Annotated in this window: 20 protein-coding genes; 4 read left to right on the forward strand and 16 right to left on the reverse strand. The window is 60.4% G+C overall.

Annotation, left to right across the window (positions count from 1 at the left end):
* Positions 1-131: 131 nt before the first annotated feature.
* The 5 genes from SGJ19_12320 to SGJ19_12340 all read right to left on the reverse strand — a co-directional run bounded on the left by SGJ19_12320 (position 132) and on the right by SGJ19_12340 (position 4,725).
* Positions 132-404 (reverse strand): hypothetical protein, encoded by a 273-nt coding sequence (locus tag SGJ19_12320; GenBank protein ID MDZ4781031.1) that lies wholly within the window; start codon positions 402-404, stop codon positions 132-134.
* A 422-nt stretch (positions 405-826) separates the two neighbouring features.
* Positions 827-1,414: a PaeR7I family type II restriction endonuclease gene (locus SGJ19_12325; protein MDZ4781032.1), complete on the reverse strand. Its 588-nt coding sequence runs from the start codon at positions 1,412-1,414 to the stop codon at positions 827-829.
* A gap of 81 nt (positions 1,415-1,495) precedes the next feature.
* Positions 1,496-2,464: a site-specific DNA-methyltransferase gene (locus SGJ19_12330; protein ID MDZ4781033.1), complete on the reverse strand. Its 969-nt coding sequence runs from the start codon at positions 2,462-2,464 to the stop codon at positions 1,496-1,498.
* A 106-nt stretch (positions 2,465-2,570) separates the two neighbouring features.
* Entirely contained in the window at positions 2,571-4,271 is a 1,701-nt protein-coding gene (locus SGJ19_12335) for a thiamine pyrophosphate-binding protein (protein MDZ4781034.1), read from the reverse strand.
* A gap of 235 nt (positions 4,272-4,506) precedes the next feature.
* Positions 4,507-4,725, reverse strand: coding sequence for a hypothetical protein (locus tag SGJ19_12340; protein ID MDZ4781035.1), 219 nt, complete (start codon positions 4,723-4,725; stop codon positions 4,507-4,509).
* Between the two features lie 326 nt (positions 4,726-5,051).
* Here SGJ19_12340 and SGJ19_12345 point away from each other — a divergent pair, with 326 nt between their 5' ends.
* Positions 5,052-5,306, forward strand: coding sequence for a hypothetical protein (locus SGJ19_12345; protein ID MDZ4781036.1), 255 nt, complete (start codon positions 5,052-5,054; stop codon positions 5,304-5,306).
* Between the two features lie 15 nt (positions 5,307-5,321).
* Here SGJ19_12345 and SGJ19_12350 read toward each other — a convergent pair whose 3' ends face one another.
* The 10 genes from SGJ19_12350 to rpmJ form a co-directional block, all read right to left on the reverse strand.
* Entirely contained in the window at positions 5,322-6,179 is an 858-nt protein-coding gene (locus SGJ19_12350; protein MDZ4781037.1) for a formyltransferase family protein, read from the reverse strand.
* 201 nt (positions 6,180-6,380) lie between these two features.
* Positions 6,381-7,154: a glucose 1-dehydrogenase gene (locus SGJ19_12355; protein MDZ4781038.1), complete on the reverse strand. Its 774-nt coding sequence runs from the start codon at positions 7,152-7,154 to the stop codon at positions 6,381-6,383.
* 202 nt (positions 7,155-7,356) lie between these two features.
* A complete protein-coding gene (locus tag SGJ19_12360) occupies positions 7,357-7,959 on the reverse strand; it encodes a putative metallopeptidase (GenBank protein MDZ4781039.1) in 603 nt (200 codons plus the stop codon).
* Between the two features lie 4 nt (positions 7,960-7,963).
* Positions 7,964-8,215 carry a hypothetical protein gene (locus tag SGJ19_12365; protein MDZ4781040.1) on the reverse strand — a complete coding sequence of 84 codons (252 nt, stop codon included), beginning with the start codon at positions 8,213-8,215 and terminating at the stop codon, positions 7,964-7,966.
* Positions 8,216-8,433: 218 nt separating this feature from the next.
* Positions 8,434-9,006 (reverse strand): L17 family ribosomal protein, encoded by a 573-nt coding sequence (locus tag SGJ19_12370; GenBank protein ID MDZ4781041.1) that lies wholly within the window; start codon positions 9,004-9,006, stop codon positions 8,434-8,436.
* A gap of 184 nt (positions 9,007-9,190) precedes the next feature.
* The gene (locus SGJ19_12375; protein ID MDZ4781042.1) at positions 9,191-10,180 is read right to left on the reverse strand and encodes a DNA-directed RNA polymerase subunit alpha; all 990 of its coding nucleotides are present in this window, start codon (positions 10,178-10,180) and stop codon (positions 9,191-9,193) included.
* Between the two features lie 27 nt (positions 10,181-10,207).
* Complete coding sequence (gene rpsD, locus SGJ19_12380; protein ID MDZ4781043.1) at positions 10,208-10,837, reverse strand: 30S ribosomal protein S4; 630 nt, start codon at positions 10,835-10,837, stop codon at positions 10,208-10,210.
* Positions 10,838-10,887: 50 nt separating this feature from the next.
* Complete coding sequence (rpsK, locus tag SGJ19_12385; protein MDZ4781044.1) at positions 10,888-11,268, reverse strand: 30S ribosomal protein S11; 381 nt, start codon at positions 11,266-11,268, stop codon at positions 10,888-10,890.
* A 100-nt stretch (positions 11,269-11,368) separates the two neighbouring features.
* Positions 11,369-11,752, reverse strand: coding sequence for a 30S ribosomal protein S13 (rpsM, locus tag SGJ19_12390; GenBank protein MDZ4781045.1), 384 nt, complete (start codon positions 11,750-11,752; stop codon positions 11,369-11,371).
* Between the two features lie 15 nt (positions 11,753-11,767).
* Entirely contained in the window at positions 11,768-11,881 is a 114-nt protein-coding gene (rpmJ, locus tag SGJ19_12395) for a 50S ribosomal protein L36 (protein ID MDZ4781046.1), read from the reverse strand.
* A gap of 310 nt (positions 11,882-12,191) precedes the next feature.
* Here rpmJ and SGJ19_12400 point away from each other — a divergent pair, with 310 nt between their 5' ends.
* Positions 12,192-13,733, forward strand: a complete 1,542-nt coding sequence (locus SGJ19_12400) for a HEAT repeat domain-containing protein (protein MDZ4781047.1) — start codon at positions 12,192-12,194, stop codon at positions 13,731-13,733.
* A gap of 140 nt (positions 13,734-13,873) precedes the next feature.
* Here SGJ19_12400 and SGJ19_12405 read toward each other — a convergent pair whose 3' ends face one another.
* On the reverse strand, positions 13,874-14,509 hold the full coding sequence (locus SGJ19_12405) for an HNH endonuclease (GenBank protein MDZ4781048.1): 636 nt from the start codon (positions 14,507-14,509) through the stop codon (positions 13,874-13,876).
* Positions 14,510-15,124: 615 nt separating this feature from the next.
* Between SGJ19_12405 and SGJ19_12410 the strand changes: the two genes are divergently transcribed.
* Together SGJ19_12410 and SGJ19_12415 are read left to right on the forward strand one after the other, a co-directional pair.
* Complete coding sequence (locus SGJ19_12410) at positions 15,125-15,430, forward strand: hypothetical protein (protein MDZ4781049.1); 306 nt, start codon at positions 15,125-15,127, stop codon at positions 15,428-15,430.
* Between the two features lie 164 nt (positions 15,431-15,594).
* Positions 15,595-15,852, forward strand: a complete 258-nt coding sequence (locus SGJ19_12415) for a hypothetical protein (GenBank protein ID MDZ4781050.1) — start codon at positions 15,595-15,597, stop codon at positions 15,850-15,852.
* The last annotated feature ends 135 nt before the right edge of the window (positions 15,853-15,987 follow it).

Below are 15,987 nucleotides of genomic sequence, written 5' to 3' on the forward strand. Positions count from 1 at the left end.
ATAACGCGTCATGGCCGAGAAAGCGAACGCGCCGTGCTCGGATTGATAGAGTAACGCGCTTTGCTGCACGATCGGATCGCGAAGCTTCCAAAGCTCCGACAGCATGTCGGTATCAAGCAGCGCGGGTTCCACTATTCGCCAAAGGCCCGCGTAAAATCTGCGCGTTGACGAATGGGGGCGTCGAGTTGGTCGATTTCGGCGTCGCTCAGTCCTGCGTAGACTTGCCACCAATCAGGGATGGAATCGCTTCGCTGTTCCGCCGGCTCGACCTCGGCCGATCTGCTCGATGGCCGCACGCCCAGAACGATCTGCTGGTCGTCGCGCAACGGCTGACCGAGAACGAGCTCAAACGCCCGACGTTCGTCGTCCCCCAGGTCACTGACGTCGCGGATGATGGGTGTCATAGAAGCATTGTAACTCGCGGCAATGGCCGAGGATACATTGGCGCTTCGCCGACCATGTATTTGACGTCCAAAAACGGTAGGTCAGGCACCGCCGACGAAGTGAATGGCCCAGCCCAGCGAAGCGAAGCATCGCCACCACGTCCCAAGAGGATGCCAAAGCCGTGCCTGACGGGAATCGACGTCGATCTTGTCGGGCTATTAGCCGGCGCGGGTTTGGGGTATTGGTTGGCGTGGGGGCGCGGCGCGAAGTGTTTTTAAATTGATGGCGGTGCTGGGCTCACGCCGCTAGCTTTCATCCACAGGTGGCTCATTGCCGGCTTCAATTTTTGGTTCGGCGCGTGGCAAAGGAGGTTGCGTTCTGGCAACGGCAATCACGCGCGCGAGTAGCGATGCTGTGAAGTTCTGGAACGTTAGCTCGTCACTTATTTCTCGATAGTTGCCGGTCTTGGCAGCACTTCGGGCGACAAGATCAAACACGCTGAATCATAGAGTCGCGACCGCACGAGCTTTGTCAGCAACAGCATGTATCGCTCGGCGTAAGACGAATTCTTGAATTCTGGAAATACGTCAAAATGCCTCTCCCTCACACGCACGGCGGCGGTGGACTTCGGCGCGTCTTCAAGCAACATGAAGTAGCCCAACCAGGGTCGATCAGATGGGCGAAAAGCACCTTCTTCATAAGCAGCCCAAAGGTCGACAGCATTTCCCAGCGATTCTTCGACGCGGTTGTTGAAGTTGTTCCCAAACGATCCTACATGAGATTTGAACTCCACAATGGCGACCAATCGCTTGTCGGCGACCACCAGCAGGTCCCAACTTTTCTCCGCCCGATACCAACCTGGCAGTTCGGTTTTCTTCCTCCAATAGATCGTCGCGCGTTGAAGCCCCGCCTCCTCAAGCAGCGCAGCGATGAGTTCTCCAAATCCATCAAGATGCCTTCCGCCGGTCACAGCGCTTCGGTCGCCCCGATCCTTGTCGCCGACATCGCCGCCCTGACGATTGGCCTGCAAGCCGCGTGTCGACCAGAATTGTTTGATCGCTCGCCGGAGGCGCCGTTCCAAGTTGACGAGGAGCTGATCCATTCGCAGATTCTATTGGACCGCATCGACGGTTGTCGTGCTGAACAACCCCGACGTTTTAGATGAGACTCTTTTATGAGCATATGCGAAGTACTCTGGATCCACTTCGCAACCGATGCTATTGCGACCACACAGCGCTGCTGCAAGCGATGTCGTTCCCGTTCCCATGAACGGATCGAATACCGTATCTCCGACAAAGGAAAACATGCGAATGAGGCGCGACGCCAACTCCATGGGATATGGCGCCGGATGATTGCGCGTCGAGGCCCCCGTAACGCCTTGCCAGATCTGCTGAAACCACGTGCGATGATTCGGCTCTGAAATAAGACTCAGAATTCGCGCGGCGAGCCGCGGGGTGCGATAACCGCCTGGCTTTCGCTGCATCAAGATGAACTCGATGTCATTTTTAATGACAGAATTCGGTTCGTACGGCTTGCCAAGAAAACTGGAGCCATTGCCGTCGGCCTCGAGCTGCGCGTTGGCAATCTTGTACCAAATAATCGGGGCAAGGTTGTCAAATCCGATGGCACGGCAGCGCTCTTGAATGGAAGCATGCAAAGGCACGACGGTGTGGCGTCCGCCATTCTGCCGACGCGAAAGGCAAACGTCGCCGACAACGCAAATAAGTCGCCCGCCTGGAACCAAGGCGTCAAAACACTTTCTCCAAACGTTGTCGAGTTCGTCTAGGAATGCTTCGTAGCTGGCGATATCACCAAGTTGGCCCTTTGACTTATTGTATTCCTTCAGAGTCCAATAAGGTGGCGATGTAAGAACCAGATGAACGGAATTCAATTCCGCAAGCAGATCGCGAGAATCTCGCCGAAACAGCTTATGCCACGTGGGAACTAGCGGAATCGCCCGCTCGATCTCCGTCATCAAGGCCTGATTCTTCGCGATCCTCGGGAGATCTGTTTGCGGGTCATCAATGTTCGCAACAGACGCTGGCAAGTAACTCTCAATCTCGACCGCGCCCTCAAGCATTGGTTTCGTATGGGACAACGACACGGGGCACCTGAGAAAAGTAGGAGTGTAGATGACGGCAATAATGCAGGTTCATTGTAGGTTAACGGACTATTGCCGCTAGTCCTCAGACCCGCTTACTCAGCTTCTCAGCCAACCGCCGCAGCGCCTTGCTTACGTCATCCAGCGCAATATGCACCTGGATGATGCTCATGGCGCTCGTGTCTTCCCAGGCGGCGCGTAAGGCCTGGTCGAATTCTAGTTCGGTCCGGACTTCGTAGCCGGTGCCGCCGCCGTAGATTTCCGGGAGCTTGTGGTAGGCCCAGGGGTGGATGTCGTTGAAGTCGCCGGGGTGGAGGAAGCGTTCGGTGCCGTAGCCTTTGTTGTCGAGGATGATCACGATCGTGTTGAACCCGAGCCGGACGATCGAGGAGAGTTCCTGGCCGTTCATCTGGAACGCGCCGTCGCCGACGATGGCGACCGTGCGCAGGTGCGGCCGCGCGACGCCGGCGCCTAAGGCCGCGGGGACGGCGAAGCCCATCGACGTGTAGTAGGCGGGCGAGATGAACTCGGTGCGGCCGTGCGTGACCAGTTCGCTGGCCGCGAACAGGGCGTCGCCGACGTCGGCGATCACGATCGTGTTCTCGTCGAGTTCCAGGTTGAGCCGCGCCATCAGGCGGGTGATCGTGATCGGGGCCTCCGGTTTCAAGCGAAAATCATCGCCCCAGCCGGGCGGCAACGGCGGGACTTTTCTGGGCGGCGGATCGAGCCGCTGCTCGGCGAGGCCGTGGATGAAATCTTCCAGCAGCACGCCGTGATAGTGGTGATGGCGGATTTGCAACTGCTCGCTGGTGGCGAAGATGCACTTTCTGGGATCGAGATTGGCGGTGTAAATGCCGAGGTCGATATCGGTCATGAACGTGCCGAGGAGGACGATGAGATCGCTGTCCTCGACGAACTTCGTCACTTCCTCGCGACCCATGCCCCCTTCGTACAGACCGGCATAGAGCGGATGCGTTTCGGCGACGACGCTTTTACCGAGCATCGTGCTGGCGATGGGGATGCCGGAGCCTTCGGCCAGTTGCAAGAGCGCGTCTTGCAGGCCGTAACGGTGGACTTCGACGCCGGCGATGATGATCGGCCGGCGCGCGCGGCGGACCAGATCGCCGGCTTCCTGGACCGCTTCGGCCAGCGCGTCGTGATCGCTTTGCGGCGGGCTGATCGATGGTTCGTACGGCGCGCCGGGGACGACCTTGACCATGTCGCGCGGGATTTCGATGTAGACCGGGCGCTTGTAGCGCGCGGCGGCTTCCAGGCAGCGGTCAATTTCGCGGAAGGCGACCAGCGGGTCGTTCAACTCGGTGCCGGCGACGCAGATTTTCTCGAAGACTTCGAGCTGCGTGCGGAAATCGCGGACGCGGTGGTGCAGCAGCGGGTTGTTGAACCGCTCGCGGACGCCAGGGGAGCCGGTGATCATCACCACGGGCGATTTTTCGGCGTAGGCGCCGGCGATGGGATTGGTGAGCTTGAAACCGCCCACGCAGTAAGTGACGCAGACGGCGCCCATGCCGGTGATGCGGGCGTAGGCGTCGGCGGCGAACCCGGCGTTGTCCTCGCTGCAGCAGCCGATCACGCGGATGGGACTCTGCTCCAGCATGGAGTAGAAGCTGAGGATGTAGTCTCCGGGGATGCCGAAGATGTCCTGGATTCCGTAATCCATCAGGCGTTGGATCAGGTATTCGCCGATGGAAAGGTTTTCCACCCCGCGTTCACTGAAATCGACCGGCGCCAACCGGCGTTGAAACGGAATCGTGTTCCCTCGCGACATCGCGTGCTCCCCTCCTCGCGGCTCGTCCGTGACGCCTGGTTCCGTGCGCGTTCTCAGGCGGCGTTTACACTATAAACATAGGCCGTGAGGGGAGATACGGCTAGGCGGAGATTTGGGGGAAGTGATGATTGCGGAGTGATGAGTGATGAGTTGGGGAGCCGGGACGTGGTGGGTTCCGTCAGGCAATTAGTTGGCGCGAGTTGGGATGTGGCGGCGGGATGACGTTCGTGTTGCGTTATGGGACTTCGTTGGGGGCGCCTGATCTACGGTTTTTGGTTCTTAGGAGCCAGGCCCACCAGGCTAGGAAGGTTGCTACGCAGCCGAGGACCATGGCGGGGCGTTGCCAGTTGTGGTTAAAGAGGTAGGCGCCGACGGCGTGGAAAGTTCCCCAGACCAACACGGCGGCCATGATGATCCAGAGGACGCGTTCGGTTTTTTGAGCGGGGTTGGACATCCTGGGGATTGTTGCGCGCAGGCCCGCGCGCGTCGACCGGTGGCGCGTAAGACTTGCGTGATTTTACCGAAGATCGCGGAAGTTTTTTCAAAACTGAATCGGCAAGGTTATGGGCCGGAGAAATTATTCTCATGGCCGAAGCTGTTGCGGACACGCTGGTTAACGGCGTTGGCGATACGCACGGCGCGAACTCGGATTGTTCCATGGCATCGGATTCGCTATCACATTGGGTATCCGAACTCGCATGGATGCGTGTTCTCGGCCGACGGCGATCTGACCCATCGCGTGCGGCTGCTGGATGCTCCCCCGCAGGAGATGCATGACGCATGGACCCTCTCATGGCGATCGGCCTCTTGGCCGCTGCGCAGGTGGTCGGCTTGTTGAGCGCCGCTGGCGCCCGTTTTTCAGCCGGCTCGCGCGGACAGACGTTTTTTCAACGCCTTTTCATGGCCTGGTTTACCGTCTTGGGCATGATCACGCCCGGGGCGTTCATTATCGGGCCCGGCTACGTGCTGGCGTGCGGCACGTCTCTGGCCGTGATGCTGCTGGCCGCGACTTGGGACGTGCGCGTGGCGACGTAACCGTCAGCCGCGCGTTTATTTCTTGACGGCCACCACGCGATGGAAGTGCAGTTGCACTTCGCGATCGACGACGCGGCGGACGCCTTCCACGAGGCAATGGGGTTCGTTGTCTTCCTGGCCCAGGCGAATGACTTCCGCGAGCGGCGTGCCCGGCGGGACGGAATAGGTTGATTGGTAGATGATCTGATTGCCAGCGTCGAGTTCCGGCACGATGAAGTGGCAGGTCGCACCGTAGGTGAGCATGCGACTAGCGTACGCGTCGTGGTAGGGCCGCATGCCGCGGAAGCTTGGCAGCAGGCCGTGATGCAGATTGATGATCCGGCCGCCGGCATATTTCCAGCAACTCTCCGCCGGCAGAATGCGCATGTAGCGGGCGAGCAGGATGTAATCGACCTGGTATTCGTCGCAGAGATCCATCAGCCGCGTGTCATCTGGATCGCCATCGCCGTCGTCGATCTGCCGCCAATCGACGTTGAACTGTTCCGCCAAGGAGCGGCAATGGGGGCGATTGCCGATCATCACCGCCGCTTCGGCGCGAATGCGCCCGTCGCGAATCGCGCGTAGGATCGCCAACGGCGGCTCCGTGCGTTGCGTGACGCAGATCGCCAGGCGCGGCCGCGAGGCGCGTTCCTCGGCGCTCCAGACGCGCACGGAGAGTTGTTTTAGTCGACCGATTTCTTCCAGCGCGGGGCGTAGCGCGGGGAACTGCGCCGCCGGCAGCTCGATGCGCAACAACATGGCGAACAGCCCGCGTTCGTCATGGTCGTACATCTGGATCTCGGCGATGTTCGCGCCTTGACCCGTAACGTGATGAATAATCGGATCCGCCAACCCGCGATGATCCGGACCGACGGCGGTGACGACGATATGCATGAGGCAAGTTGGTTGTTTGCGCTAGTGAACCGATGGAGGAATTTCTAATTTCTAAATCAGAATGTCGAATCAAATTTGAATGTCAAATGTTTGAACGATCAGATTTCGCGCTAGTTTTTGTGAATGGCAGTGATCGTCACTTCGAGATTCGTTATTCAAATTTGATTCGACATTAAGTTTTAGAAATTAGGACTTCCAACACTACCTCGCCGTCCAGCCGCCGTCGACCATGACCAGGCTGCCCGTGGTGTAGCTGGAGGCGTCGCTGGCCAGGAAGATGGCGGCGCCTTGGATTTCGTGCATTTGCCCCCAGCGTTCCAGGGCCACGGCGCCGACGATCGATTTTTTCGTTTGCTCCAAGTCGGCGATCGGAATGTTCATCGGCGTCAGGAACGGGCCCGGGCAGATGGCGTTGCAAGTGATGCCATGCTGGGCCAACTCCAAGCCGAGCGTTCGCGTGAGTTGCACCACGGCGCCCTTGCTGGCGGCGTACGGCGTGCGATCGGACAGGCCCACCACGCCCAGGGTGCTCGCGATGCAGATAATGCGGCCGTACTTGCGCGACTTCATGTGCGGCGTTACCGCTCGGGCAGCGAGCCAGACGCCATCGACGTTGGTCGAAATGACTTGCTGGAATTGCGCTAAGGACAGCTCATCGATTGGGCCGCGGATGTTAATGCCCGCATTGGCAATCAAGATATCGACCTTGCCGTATTCCTCGAGCGCTCGAGCGACCATGTCTTGATTATCTTCCGGCGACGCGGCATCCGCGCGGACGGCGATGGCGCGATGACCGTAGTCGCGGGCGAGCTCTTCGGCCGCGGCCTGGCCTTCCTCAAGATGCCGGCTGGTGATCAGCAAATCCGCGCCGGCGGAAGCCAGCCCGGCGGCCATGGCCTGGCCGAGTCCTTTCGATGCGCCGGTGACGATGGCCACTTTGCCGGTGAGATCGAATTGCTTGATGCCGGGAAGCATGGGGTGGCTGTGGGCTTGAGGCGAAGAGATAGGAGGGCCACGGTCCCGCTAGCATAACGCGGCGACAGAGCGGCGACGAGTCGGCGATTTTGGGTATGGCGTTGTTGCCGCTAAGCCCAGGGAAGGTCCTCGGAGACTTTTTTATCGTCCACGTCGTCGAGGACCTTCCCTGGGCTTGACTGGACGAGCGCTGCTTACAGCTCTACGCCGCTTGCTCGTCGCACGGAATCAGCTTTGGCGTGCGGATCCGCGTGCCGAAGACGCCGCCGTGGGCTTGGGCGAGTTGGCGGAAGTTGTGGCGGAGGAATTCGTGCAGCGACGGGGGCGGATTCCGGCTCAGCCATTTGTCGACGAAGCGTTTCATCTCGGCGTCGTATTCGCATTTGCTCGAGGAATGCACGTGGCAGCGGCCCGGCAAGCGACGGATATCGCCGTCAAACGCCGGGCCGATGTGCCACAGTTCGTGGAACACGGTGATGAGCTTTTCCTCGAACGGCAATTGCTGGAACCGCGGCAGGTAGAAGCTCAGCAGGTAGAGCATCTCCGTGCCGGACGGATCGTGCAGCCGTTGAATCGTCCAACGCCGGCGACGGCGGGTCATGAACAGACTGCCTTGCTCGAAGCGGAGCGGCGTCAGCGAGGCTTGAATGCCGTGCGAGACCGCTTTACGCGTCTGGCAGTAGCGAATCGCCACGCGTCGCATATCGACATGCGAGAATTCTTCGACCCGCGCGACCATGTCGTGACAAAGTCGGCGGATGTGGCCGGTGAAGTCGAAGCCGGCGGACGGGCTATATCGATCCATAACGCTATCCGAGGCGTGAGTTCAATTCTTTCAAGATGAACCGCTCGATGGCGAAGCGGAAACAGAAGAAATGCACTGGAATGCCGGCGAGGACCCCGAGGATGCCGGTAATAATCTGGATCTGCGTCAAATCCAAACCTGCGCCGCCTAATACAAGTGCGGTGACCATGCCGATGACCAAGCCGACGCCAAATCCAACTACCAGCGAAAGCAGATAGTAGACTGCAAAGGCTTTCACGTACGCGATGGTACTCACGAAGTACTGCGTGAACTGCGGAGCGAGCGCCTCGGGAGACCGATACGGGTTGTCGTCGATGGCGGCTCCGAGTGAACGGATTTGTGCAATGGCGCGTGACGAATGGGCACGACGATTCTACAAAAAAAGCCCAGGGAAGGCCTCCCCGGGCTTGGATTGCATTGAGAATCTTTGGGGGCCTTCCCTGGGCTTAGGGAGGACCAGCGCATTTTTGCGGACTAAGCGTTCGTCGTCTCGAACTTCGGCTTGGACGACTTTTGCGTGACGCGATCGCGGACGCCGACGAATTCCAGGATCGCCCGCTCGCCCGCATCACCCAGTCGCGGCGTGGCGAGGCGCACTACGCGGGTGTAACCGCCGGGGCGACCTTCGAAGCGTGGCGCCACGTCGTCGAACAGAATCCGCACGGCCTGCTTGTCGCCGAGCATTTGGATTGCGCGGCGGCGAGCATTCACTACCGGGGCCATGGCTTGCACCCATTGGTTGTGCTTGGCGCTCTTGCGCCACGACTTCCAGGCTTCGGTGTTGCGCGCGGCGTCGGTGCCGAACTGCTTGGCATTTTCCATGGCCGGCAAGGCATGCCGGGCGACGGTGATGCATTTCTCGACCAGGGAGCGAATCTCCTTGGCCTTTTCGACGGTGGTGACAATGCGGCCCTTCACCTTGGGCGCGTTGGCTTCGCCTTCGGCGTCCCGCTCCGTAAGGAACAAGGAACTGGCCATGTTGCGAAACATCGCCCGACGGTGGCTGGAGCTGCGACCCAATCGGCGGCCGCGTTTACGATGACGCATGGAACTGACTTCCTGACTGCGGTGTTCTCAATTTCAACAATGCGAAATGTGGCATGGCCTCGATGGTTGTGACATGGTCTCCCGACCATGTCACCGCACCGACCGAAGGTCTCCACTTTTTTATCGCCTACTAAGCCGTGGCACGGTCGGGAGACCGTGCCACAACAGAGATTGGCTGATCGACTTACACGCGGGCCGTCGTCGGCACTCGCATCCCGAGGCGGAGCCCCAGATCGGTGAGCTTTTCCTTGACTTCGTTGAGCGTCGTATCGCCGAAATTCCGGACATCGAGGAGCTGATCCTCAGACTTGGTGACCAGATCCCGTACGGTACGGATGTTTTCCGACTCCAGGCAATTGCTGGCCCGCACCGAGAGATTCAACTCCGCGAGGCTCATATTGAGCTTCTGCTCGGTGGCGGAATCGATCAGGCCGCCCAGCCCGCGCCCTTCGGCGTGGACCTGCGCACCCAACTCGCTGTACTGGACGAACGGGTTGAGATGCTTGCGAAGAATCTTGGCGGCTTCGACCAGGGCCATCTCGGGGCCGATCGAACCGTTGGTCCAGATTTCCAGCGTGAGTTTGTCGTAGTTCGTCTTCTGGCCGACGCGGGTTTCTTCGATCTCGTAACGCACGCGGACGACCGGGCTGAACACGGCGTCGAGCGGGATGATGCCGATTTCGTGGTCCTTGGCCATGTGCTCGGTGGCGGGGATGTACCCACGGCCGTTTTCGATGACCATTTCCACGCGGAACGGCACGTCGTCCGTCAACGTGGCGATTACGTGATCCTTGTTGATGATCTGGACCGTCGAGTCGCAGATTACATCATGGCCGGTGATCACGCCCTTGGTGGTCTTGTCGATCGAGACGACTTTCGTCTGATCGCTGTGGTTCTTGACGATCAGCGCCTTGATATTCAAGACGATGTCGGTCATGTCTTCCACGACGCCCGCGAGCGTGGTGAACTCGTGCTGGGCGTTGTTGATTTTAATTTGCGTAATGGCACTGCCTTCCAAGCTGGAAAGCAGAATCCGGCGCAGGCTATTGCCCACGGTGACGCCGAAGCCGCGTTCGAACGGTTCGGCCACGAATTTGCCGTACGTCGAAGTCAGCGACGACCGTTCGCAAGTAACCAGACTCGGAAGCTCAAATCCACGCCAACGAATGCGCATTAGTCCACTCCCCTTGCTTCACGCTTGTTACTTGGAGCACAACTCGACGATCAACTGCGTCTGCACCGGAATCGAAACGTCGCCCGCCTCGGGCAGCCGCTGCACGACGGCTTCGGGAATCCCGACGCCTTCGTTGCGGGAGAGGAAGTCGGGGACTTCCCGGCTGTTTTCCGCCAGACAGGTCTGGACGGCCGACAGGCTTTTGATGCGGTTCTTGACGCGGATCACGTCGCCCGGCTTCATCAGGTAGCTGGGCACGTCGACCCGGCGACCGTTGACCGTGAAATGGCCGTGGCGAATCAATTGCCGCGCCTGGGCGCGGCTCAGGCCGAAGCCGGCGCGGTGGACAATGTTGTCCATCCGCCGTTCCAGCAGGCTCATCAACGCATCCCCGGTATTGCCGTGGTAGCGCGTGGCCAACCTGAAATAAGTGCGGAACTGCCGTTCCAGAATGCCGTAATAGTGCTTGACCTTCTGCTTTTCGCGAAGGTGGACGCCATAGTCAGTCAACTTCGTCCGGCGGGAATTGTGCATGCCCGGGGCGGTGTCGCGGCGTTCGATGGCGCACTTGGGGGTATCGCAGCGGGTTCCCTTGAGGAACAGCTTCATCCCTTCGCGGCGACAGAGTCGGCAAACAGGTCCAGTATGACGAGCCATGAATCTTCAATCTTCGATAACGGTTGAGTGGGATCGACTTCGCCAGCGACTTAGACGCGGCGCTTCTTAGGCGGACGGCAGCCGTTGTGAGGCAACGGGGTGACGTCTTCAATGGTCTTGATGGTCAGGCCGGCCGATTGCAGGGCCGTGATCGCGCTTTCGCGACCCGACCCGGGCCCCTTGACGCGGACTTCCAGTTCCTTGACGCCGAACTTCATGGCCTTCTCGGCACATTGCTGAGCAGCGCACTGCCCGGCGAACGGGGTGCTTTTCCGGCTTCCCTTGAAGTTACTGGTGCCGGCGCTGGCCCAGCAAAGCACGTCACCCTTGTTGTCGGTGATCGTAACCTGGGTGTTGTTGAACGTCGCTTTGATGTGGGCGACGCCCATCGTGACGTTGCGGCGGACTTTTCTACGCTTGGCTTTCGACACGTTCGTTCGGCTCCCCGCCGGCATCGGTTGACTTGAATTCTTGATCTGATTTGGACTCGGCCGACGTCACCGACCTCGGCTACAGAAGAGCGGCGACCGCTTACTTCAAGTCCTTGACGCCCTTCTTGCCGGCCACGGTCTTCTTCGGGCCTTTGCGGGTACGAGCGTTGGTTCGTGTGCGTTGGCCACGGACCGGCAGGCCGCGGCGGTGGCGGATGCCACGGTAGCAGCTAATATCGCGCAGGCGCGAGATGTTCTGGGCCACTTGGCGGCGCAACTGGCCTTCCACCACGTAGTCCTTGTCCAACAAGGCGGCCATACGGGCCAGCTCATCTTCGCCCAATTCACGGGCCTTGACGTGCGGATCCACGCCGGCTTTGTGGCACAGCTCGCGCGCCACCTTCGGCCCCACGCCGTAGAGGTACTGCAAGCTGATCACCGCCGGGCGATCGTTCGGAATGTCGACACCCATCAAACGTGGCATGACTCGTTGGAACTCCTAGCCCTGGCGCTGCTTGTGACGCGGATTTTGGCACACGACGAACACCACGCCGCGGCGGCGAACGATTTTGCAGTTTTCGCAGACTCTTTTGACGCTGGCGCGAATCTTCATATCGCTAGACCGGACGGGTTGCTGGCTGGTCGAAAGCGACTGAGTATAAGCCTCTGCCCAACAAACGATCAAGCCCTCAAAAACGGTTTTTGACGGAAGGGAGAAGTGGCGGCAGGTTTAACGGCCGTTCAATGTCCATCCAATGGCCGTCCAAGCCCAGGGAAGGCCACCCCAGTCGTGGGTGATAACTTCGACTATGGGGGCCTTCCCTGGGCTTTTTTCCCGGAAAATCGTCGTTTTCAGCACGATTCGGAGCGTGTTCGCGACGGCTACTCCCCCTCGCTGGCGCTTCGGGTTAGTTTGGTCGGGCATGCAAGCCGAATTGATTCAACTACTGGAATCGCTCCGCGAATATCCGCCACTCTCCCGGGAGGAGCAGGCCGCCTGGCGGGAACGCGCCAGGGGGCTGACGCTCCAGTGGCCGGCGGAAGCGGAGGAAATGCTCTCGGCGTTGGTCTCGGACACCAACGCCGTCGACGGGACCTTGGATGCTCCGCTGACCGCGTTGCTGTCGCGCCTGGATGCGGCACCCGAGGCGCCGGCACGGGTTTGGACCCCGGCGCTTTTGGATCAGGTATCCGCGTTGATGCAGCGACTGCGCGCGGCGCCCACGGCGCAGACGCAGTTGTTGCGCAGCTTGGTGCTGAGCGACGATCCGGCGGTGCTGGCGTGTTGGACAGGGCTATTTCCGGTCGGCGCTCAGCAAGTGGATACGTCGCTGACGCCGCTGTTTCAGCGCCGCACGTACGACGTAGGCGCGATCTTTCCGGCGTTGCTGGAATCGTTGAGCAATCCGCGGTTGGCGAGCGGCGTGCTGGACTTGGCGAATTTTCTGTTTCGCTCCAAACGCTGCCAGCGCCATCCGGCTGCGGAGCGCGTGCAGCAACTTGCCACGTTACTGGGCGCCATGGCGCAGCGGCTCAAGCGATTGGAAGAAACGCCGTTCACTAGCGCCGCGGAATTGAAGGCCGCGACCGAGGTGTTGGATTCATCGCTCTCGTTGGTGATCGCCTTGTGCGACGCGCTCGCCTTAATCGGCGACGCGAGCGTGATCGGCAAATTAAATCAGGTGCTCGAACTGCGACATCGGCGACTGCGCGCCGAGGCGGCATGCGCGATCGCGCGCCTGGGAGATAAATCCGGCGTGCGGCAACTCGTCGCGCTGACGCACGAGCCAGCCGTGCGGACCAGAGCGCTCGCGTACTTGGAAGAGGTCGGTGCGCTCGACAAAGCGCCGGCCGAGATGCGCAGCAGCGCGGCGCGGGGCGAAGGAGACCTGGCGGCCTGGCTTGCTGAGCCGGCGCAATTTGGACTTGCACCGCAGCAGATGGAGCTGGTTGACTCGCAAACAATGCATTGGCCCGGCTTCGACGAGCAGGTCGAGTGCCATCTCTTTCGATTTGAATACGCATTGCCGCAGGGCGGATTCTCCGGCGTTGGTTTGGCCGGACCGGCGGTGCATGCTTTGGGCATCGACCTGCTGGATTACCCGCCGGCCGACATCTTCGCCATTTACTGCGGCTGGCAAGCCGAGCACGCGGAGTTACGCGACACGGACGCCGCCGAAATCACGGCCGGTCAGCGCGCCACGGCGGACCGCTATCTGCGCCGGCTTTCCACCGAAGGCTTTCACCAACCACGACTGGTGAAACTGGCGCACTTCTTTGGCGAGGAACATTTCGTCTTCGAAGCCATCGACGATGAACATCGCCAACCGGGCGTCGTCGTGATCGACGGCGGCGAAACGTTCGGGTATCCGCAGCCGCTGACCTCGAACCCGCCGGGCGAGCGCGAACTGTATTGGTTGCATCGCGGGCGGAAGTTATTGGCGATTTTCAACGCGCCGCGCTGACGGGCGTTTCGTAGATACGCCGCTCACGCGAAAAAACACCCAGGGAAGGCCTTCGTAGACTTTGGATGATGACCAAGTCTTTGAGGGCCTTCCCTGGGCTTATTCGCGTTTCGATTTCAAGTCGCGTAAAGCGATCCATGCTACTTCAAATCCACCGACCAGTACGCGCTGTCCAGAAAACTCTTCCAGCTTTCGTACTTCGGGTTGCCGAGTTTAATACTCAGCAGTGGGCTGCGCTTCGGCTTGTACGGCTGGCGGACCAGGTGCATGTGGGCTTCGGTGGGCGTGCGGCCGCCTTTGCGGACATTGCACGCCACGCAACTGCACACGATATTTTCCCAGGTCGTATCGCCGCCACGGCTGCGCGGCATCACGTGGTCGAGGCTCAGCTCGCTCGTCGGGAACCGCTTCCCGCAATATTGGCAGCGGTTGTTGTCCCGCGCGAAGATGTTGCGGCGGTTGAACCGGACAGTTTGCTTCGGCAACCGGTCGTAGGCCAAGAGGCGGATCACCCGCGGGACTTGGATTTCGAAGTTGACGGCGCGGATCCAGTCCTCGTGCGGCTCCTTGAAGTGGGCGCGCAACTCGCTGACTTCGCGCCACGACCCGAAGTCGTAGTTGGCGTACTGGCCGGATTCGAGGTGGATGACCTCGGCCAGGTCGCGGCAAAGCAACGAAAACGCCCGACGCACGTTGATCACATGAACCGCCATGTACATGCGGTTCAGAACCAACACGCTCGCACTCAACGCGTCACTCGAAGCGGCAAACGACATACTCCCTCCCGGTCGGACCAATCGCGGGCACCGAGCAAATGCTGTCACGCCATCGCCGGGAGGCGAGCCCAGCGCGCCCCCGGGCGATGCCGCGCGGCGTGCCCAAGATCTTCCCCAACGTTACGGGAGGGACTTACAACGCCACCATTCCCACGCCCGACTTGGCCGGACGCAGTCCAGGAGGAATCCGTAGAATCCACCCCCTTATTCTAATCATCACCACAGGGGGTGAACAGAGTTGCCCCCAGGCTGTTCCCAGTGTCGCGGATGAAATCTCACGCAACCCGAACGGACCGTTGACGTTGGACGCCGTCGATCCGCACCTACCGGAGACTCGATTCGCCGGTTTCAGGTTCACCTATCCGTGCAATCTGCGCTCTCGGCGCAGTACAGCGCGACGTGGGCTGAAATGCCCGGATCATCGGCCGAGTCGGCAAGTCGTGCGCGCAATCGCGCGGGACGCGCCTGAAGCGCGCGACCTAGCGATTCTGGCGCAATGCCGCGTCATAGCGGGCGAAGGCCCGTGGTTGTTCCTCGCACGACGCGCGGGCCGATAGTTGGAAGTGCCCACGCTGAACGACCTTTAGCACCATAACAGGAGAGGTAACGGCGACTATGCCCAAGGATGTCATTCGCGTCGTGACTCGCGGTGTCGATGGGAAACTGCGAATTAAGGATTATGTCAAACATGACGCGGTGCAACGGATGCACACCCAGATCGGAGTCGATGATTGCAGCACTGATTTAGGCCTGCGGGGCTCCCCCGTCTACCGCGGCCTGGTTGGTCCGATGCCAGAGGGTAGAAACATCGTCCGCTACGAATCGCCGGAAGTCTTCGAGTCGCTGACCAAGGAATGGAGCGTCGCGAAAGTCCCGCGCCGCGCCCGCACCCGGTCGATCACGGCCCAAGTGGAAGCCTAATTCGGCCAGACAGCAAAAAGACGTCTCTGCCAAGTCCGCTTGGGAGAGGCGTCTTTTTTCGTTGCGCCGCCGGTTCAACCGCAACGGCGCAGGGCATAGAATGACGCCATGCCGGGCGTCTTTTGTTCTGATGGCGACCGGCCGTGCCAGCCAGGAGCCGCCGAGTGATTGATCCCGATTTGCTGAGCCAGCTGGTCTGTCCCGACGACCGCACGACGTTGACGCCCGCCGAACCGGCGGTGATCCAAGCGGCAAACAAGAAGATCGTCGCCGGCACGCTGCGCAATCGCGTCGGCCGCGTGGTGGAGCGCCCGATCGACGGCGGCCTGGTGCGGCAGGACGGGAAGTTGATGTACCCGATCGTCGACGACCTGCCGATCATGCTGATCGACGAAGCGGTGCCGCTGGAACAATTGACGTAGTACGTACTCCGATCCGCAAACACTAGCTCGACGCCCCAACACTAGCCCGTAGAGGCGGTGATTTTTTAGCCTCTGGCGGGGGAGCGTGTGGGGCGCTATAAGTTTGGCATGAAACACGACGATGCACAAACGGAT

The organism is Planctomycetia bacterium (genome assembly GCA_034440135.1).
Lineage (GTDB): Bacteria > Planctomycetota > Planctomycetia > Pirellulales > JALHLM01 > JALHLM01.

Excerpts from the sequence above, each read along its gene's own strand:
- SGJ19_12320 (MDZ4781031.1), bottom strand. The coding sequence starts at position 404 with ATGACACCCATCATCCGCGACGTCAGTGACCTGGGGGACGACGAACGT.
- SGJ19_12330 (MDZ4781033.1), bottom strand. The coding sequence starts at position 2,464 with ATGCTTGAGGGCGCGGTCGAGATTGAGAGTTACTTGCCAGCGTCTGTT.
- SGJ19_12335 (MDZ4781034.1), bottom strand. The coding sequence starts at position 4,271 with ATGTCGCGAGGGAACACGATTCCGTTTCAACGCCGGTTGGCGCCGGTC.
- SGJ19_12340 (MDZ4781035.1), bottom strand. The coding sequence starts at position 4,725 with ATGTCCAACCCCGCTCAAAAAACCGAACGCGTCCTCTGGATCATCATG.
- SGJ19_12345 (MDZ4781036.1), top strand. The coding sequence starts at position 5,052 with ATGGACCCTCTCATGGCGATCGGCCTCTTGGCCGCTGCGCAGGTGGTC.
- SGJ19_12350 (MDZ4781037.1), bottom strand. The coding sequence starts at position 6,179 with ATGCATATCGTCGTCACCGCCGTCGGTCCGGATCATCGCGGGTTGGCG.
- SGJ19_12355 (MDZ4781038.1), bottom strand. The coding sequence starts at position 7,154 with ATGCTTCCCGGCATCAAGCAATTCGATCTCACCGGCAAAGTGGCCATC.
- SGJ19_12360 (MDZ4781039.1), bottom strand. The coding sequence starts at position 7,959 with ATGGATCGATATAGCCCGTCCGCCGGCTTCGACTTCACCGGCCACATC.
- SGJ19_12370 (MDZ4781041.1), bottom strand. The coding sequence starts at position 9,006 with ATGCGTCATCGTAAACGCGGCCGCCGATTGGGTCGCAGCTCCAGCCAC.
- SGJ19_12375 (MDZ4781042.1), bottom strand. The coding sequence starts at position 10,180 with ATGCGCATTCGTTGGCGTGGATTTGAGCTTCCGAGTCTGGTTACTTGC.
- rpsD (MDZ4781043.1), bottom strand. The coding sequence starts at position 10,837 with ATGGCTCGTCATACTGGACCTGTTTGCCGACTCTGTCGCCGCGAAGGG.
- rpsM (MDZ4781045.1), bottom strand. The coding sequence starts at position 11,752 with ATGCCACGTTTGATGGGTGTCGACATTCCGAACGATCGCCCGGCGGTG.
- rpmJ (MDZ4781046.1), bottom strand. The coding sequence starts at position 11,881 with ATGAAGATTCGCGCCAGCGTCAAAAGAGTCTGCGAAAACTGCAAAATC.
- SGJ19_12400 (MDZ4781047.1), top strand. The coding sequence starts at position 12,192 with ATGCAAGCCGAATTGATTCAACTACTGGAATCGCTCCGCGAATATCCG.
- SGJ19_12405 (MDZ4781048.1), bottom strand. The coding sequence starts at position 14,509 with ATGTCGTTTGCCGCTTCGAGTGACGCGTTGAGTGCGAGCGTGTTGGTT.
- SGJ19_12410 (MDZ4781049.1), top strand. The coding sequence starts at position 15,125 with ATGCCCAAGGATGTCATTCGCGTCGTGACTCGCGGTGTCGATGGGAAA.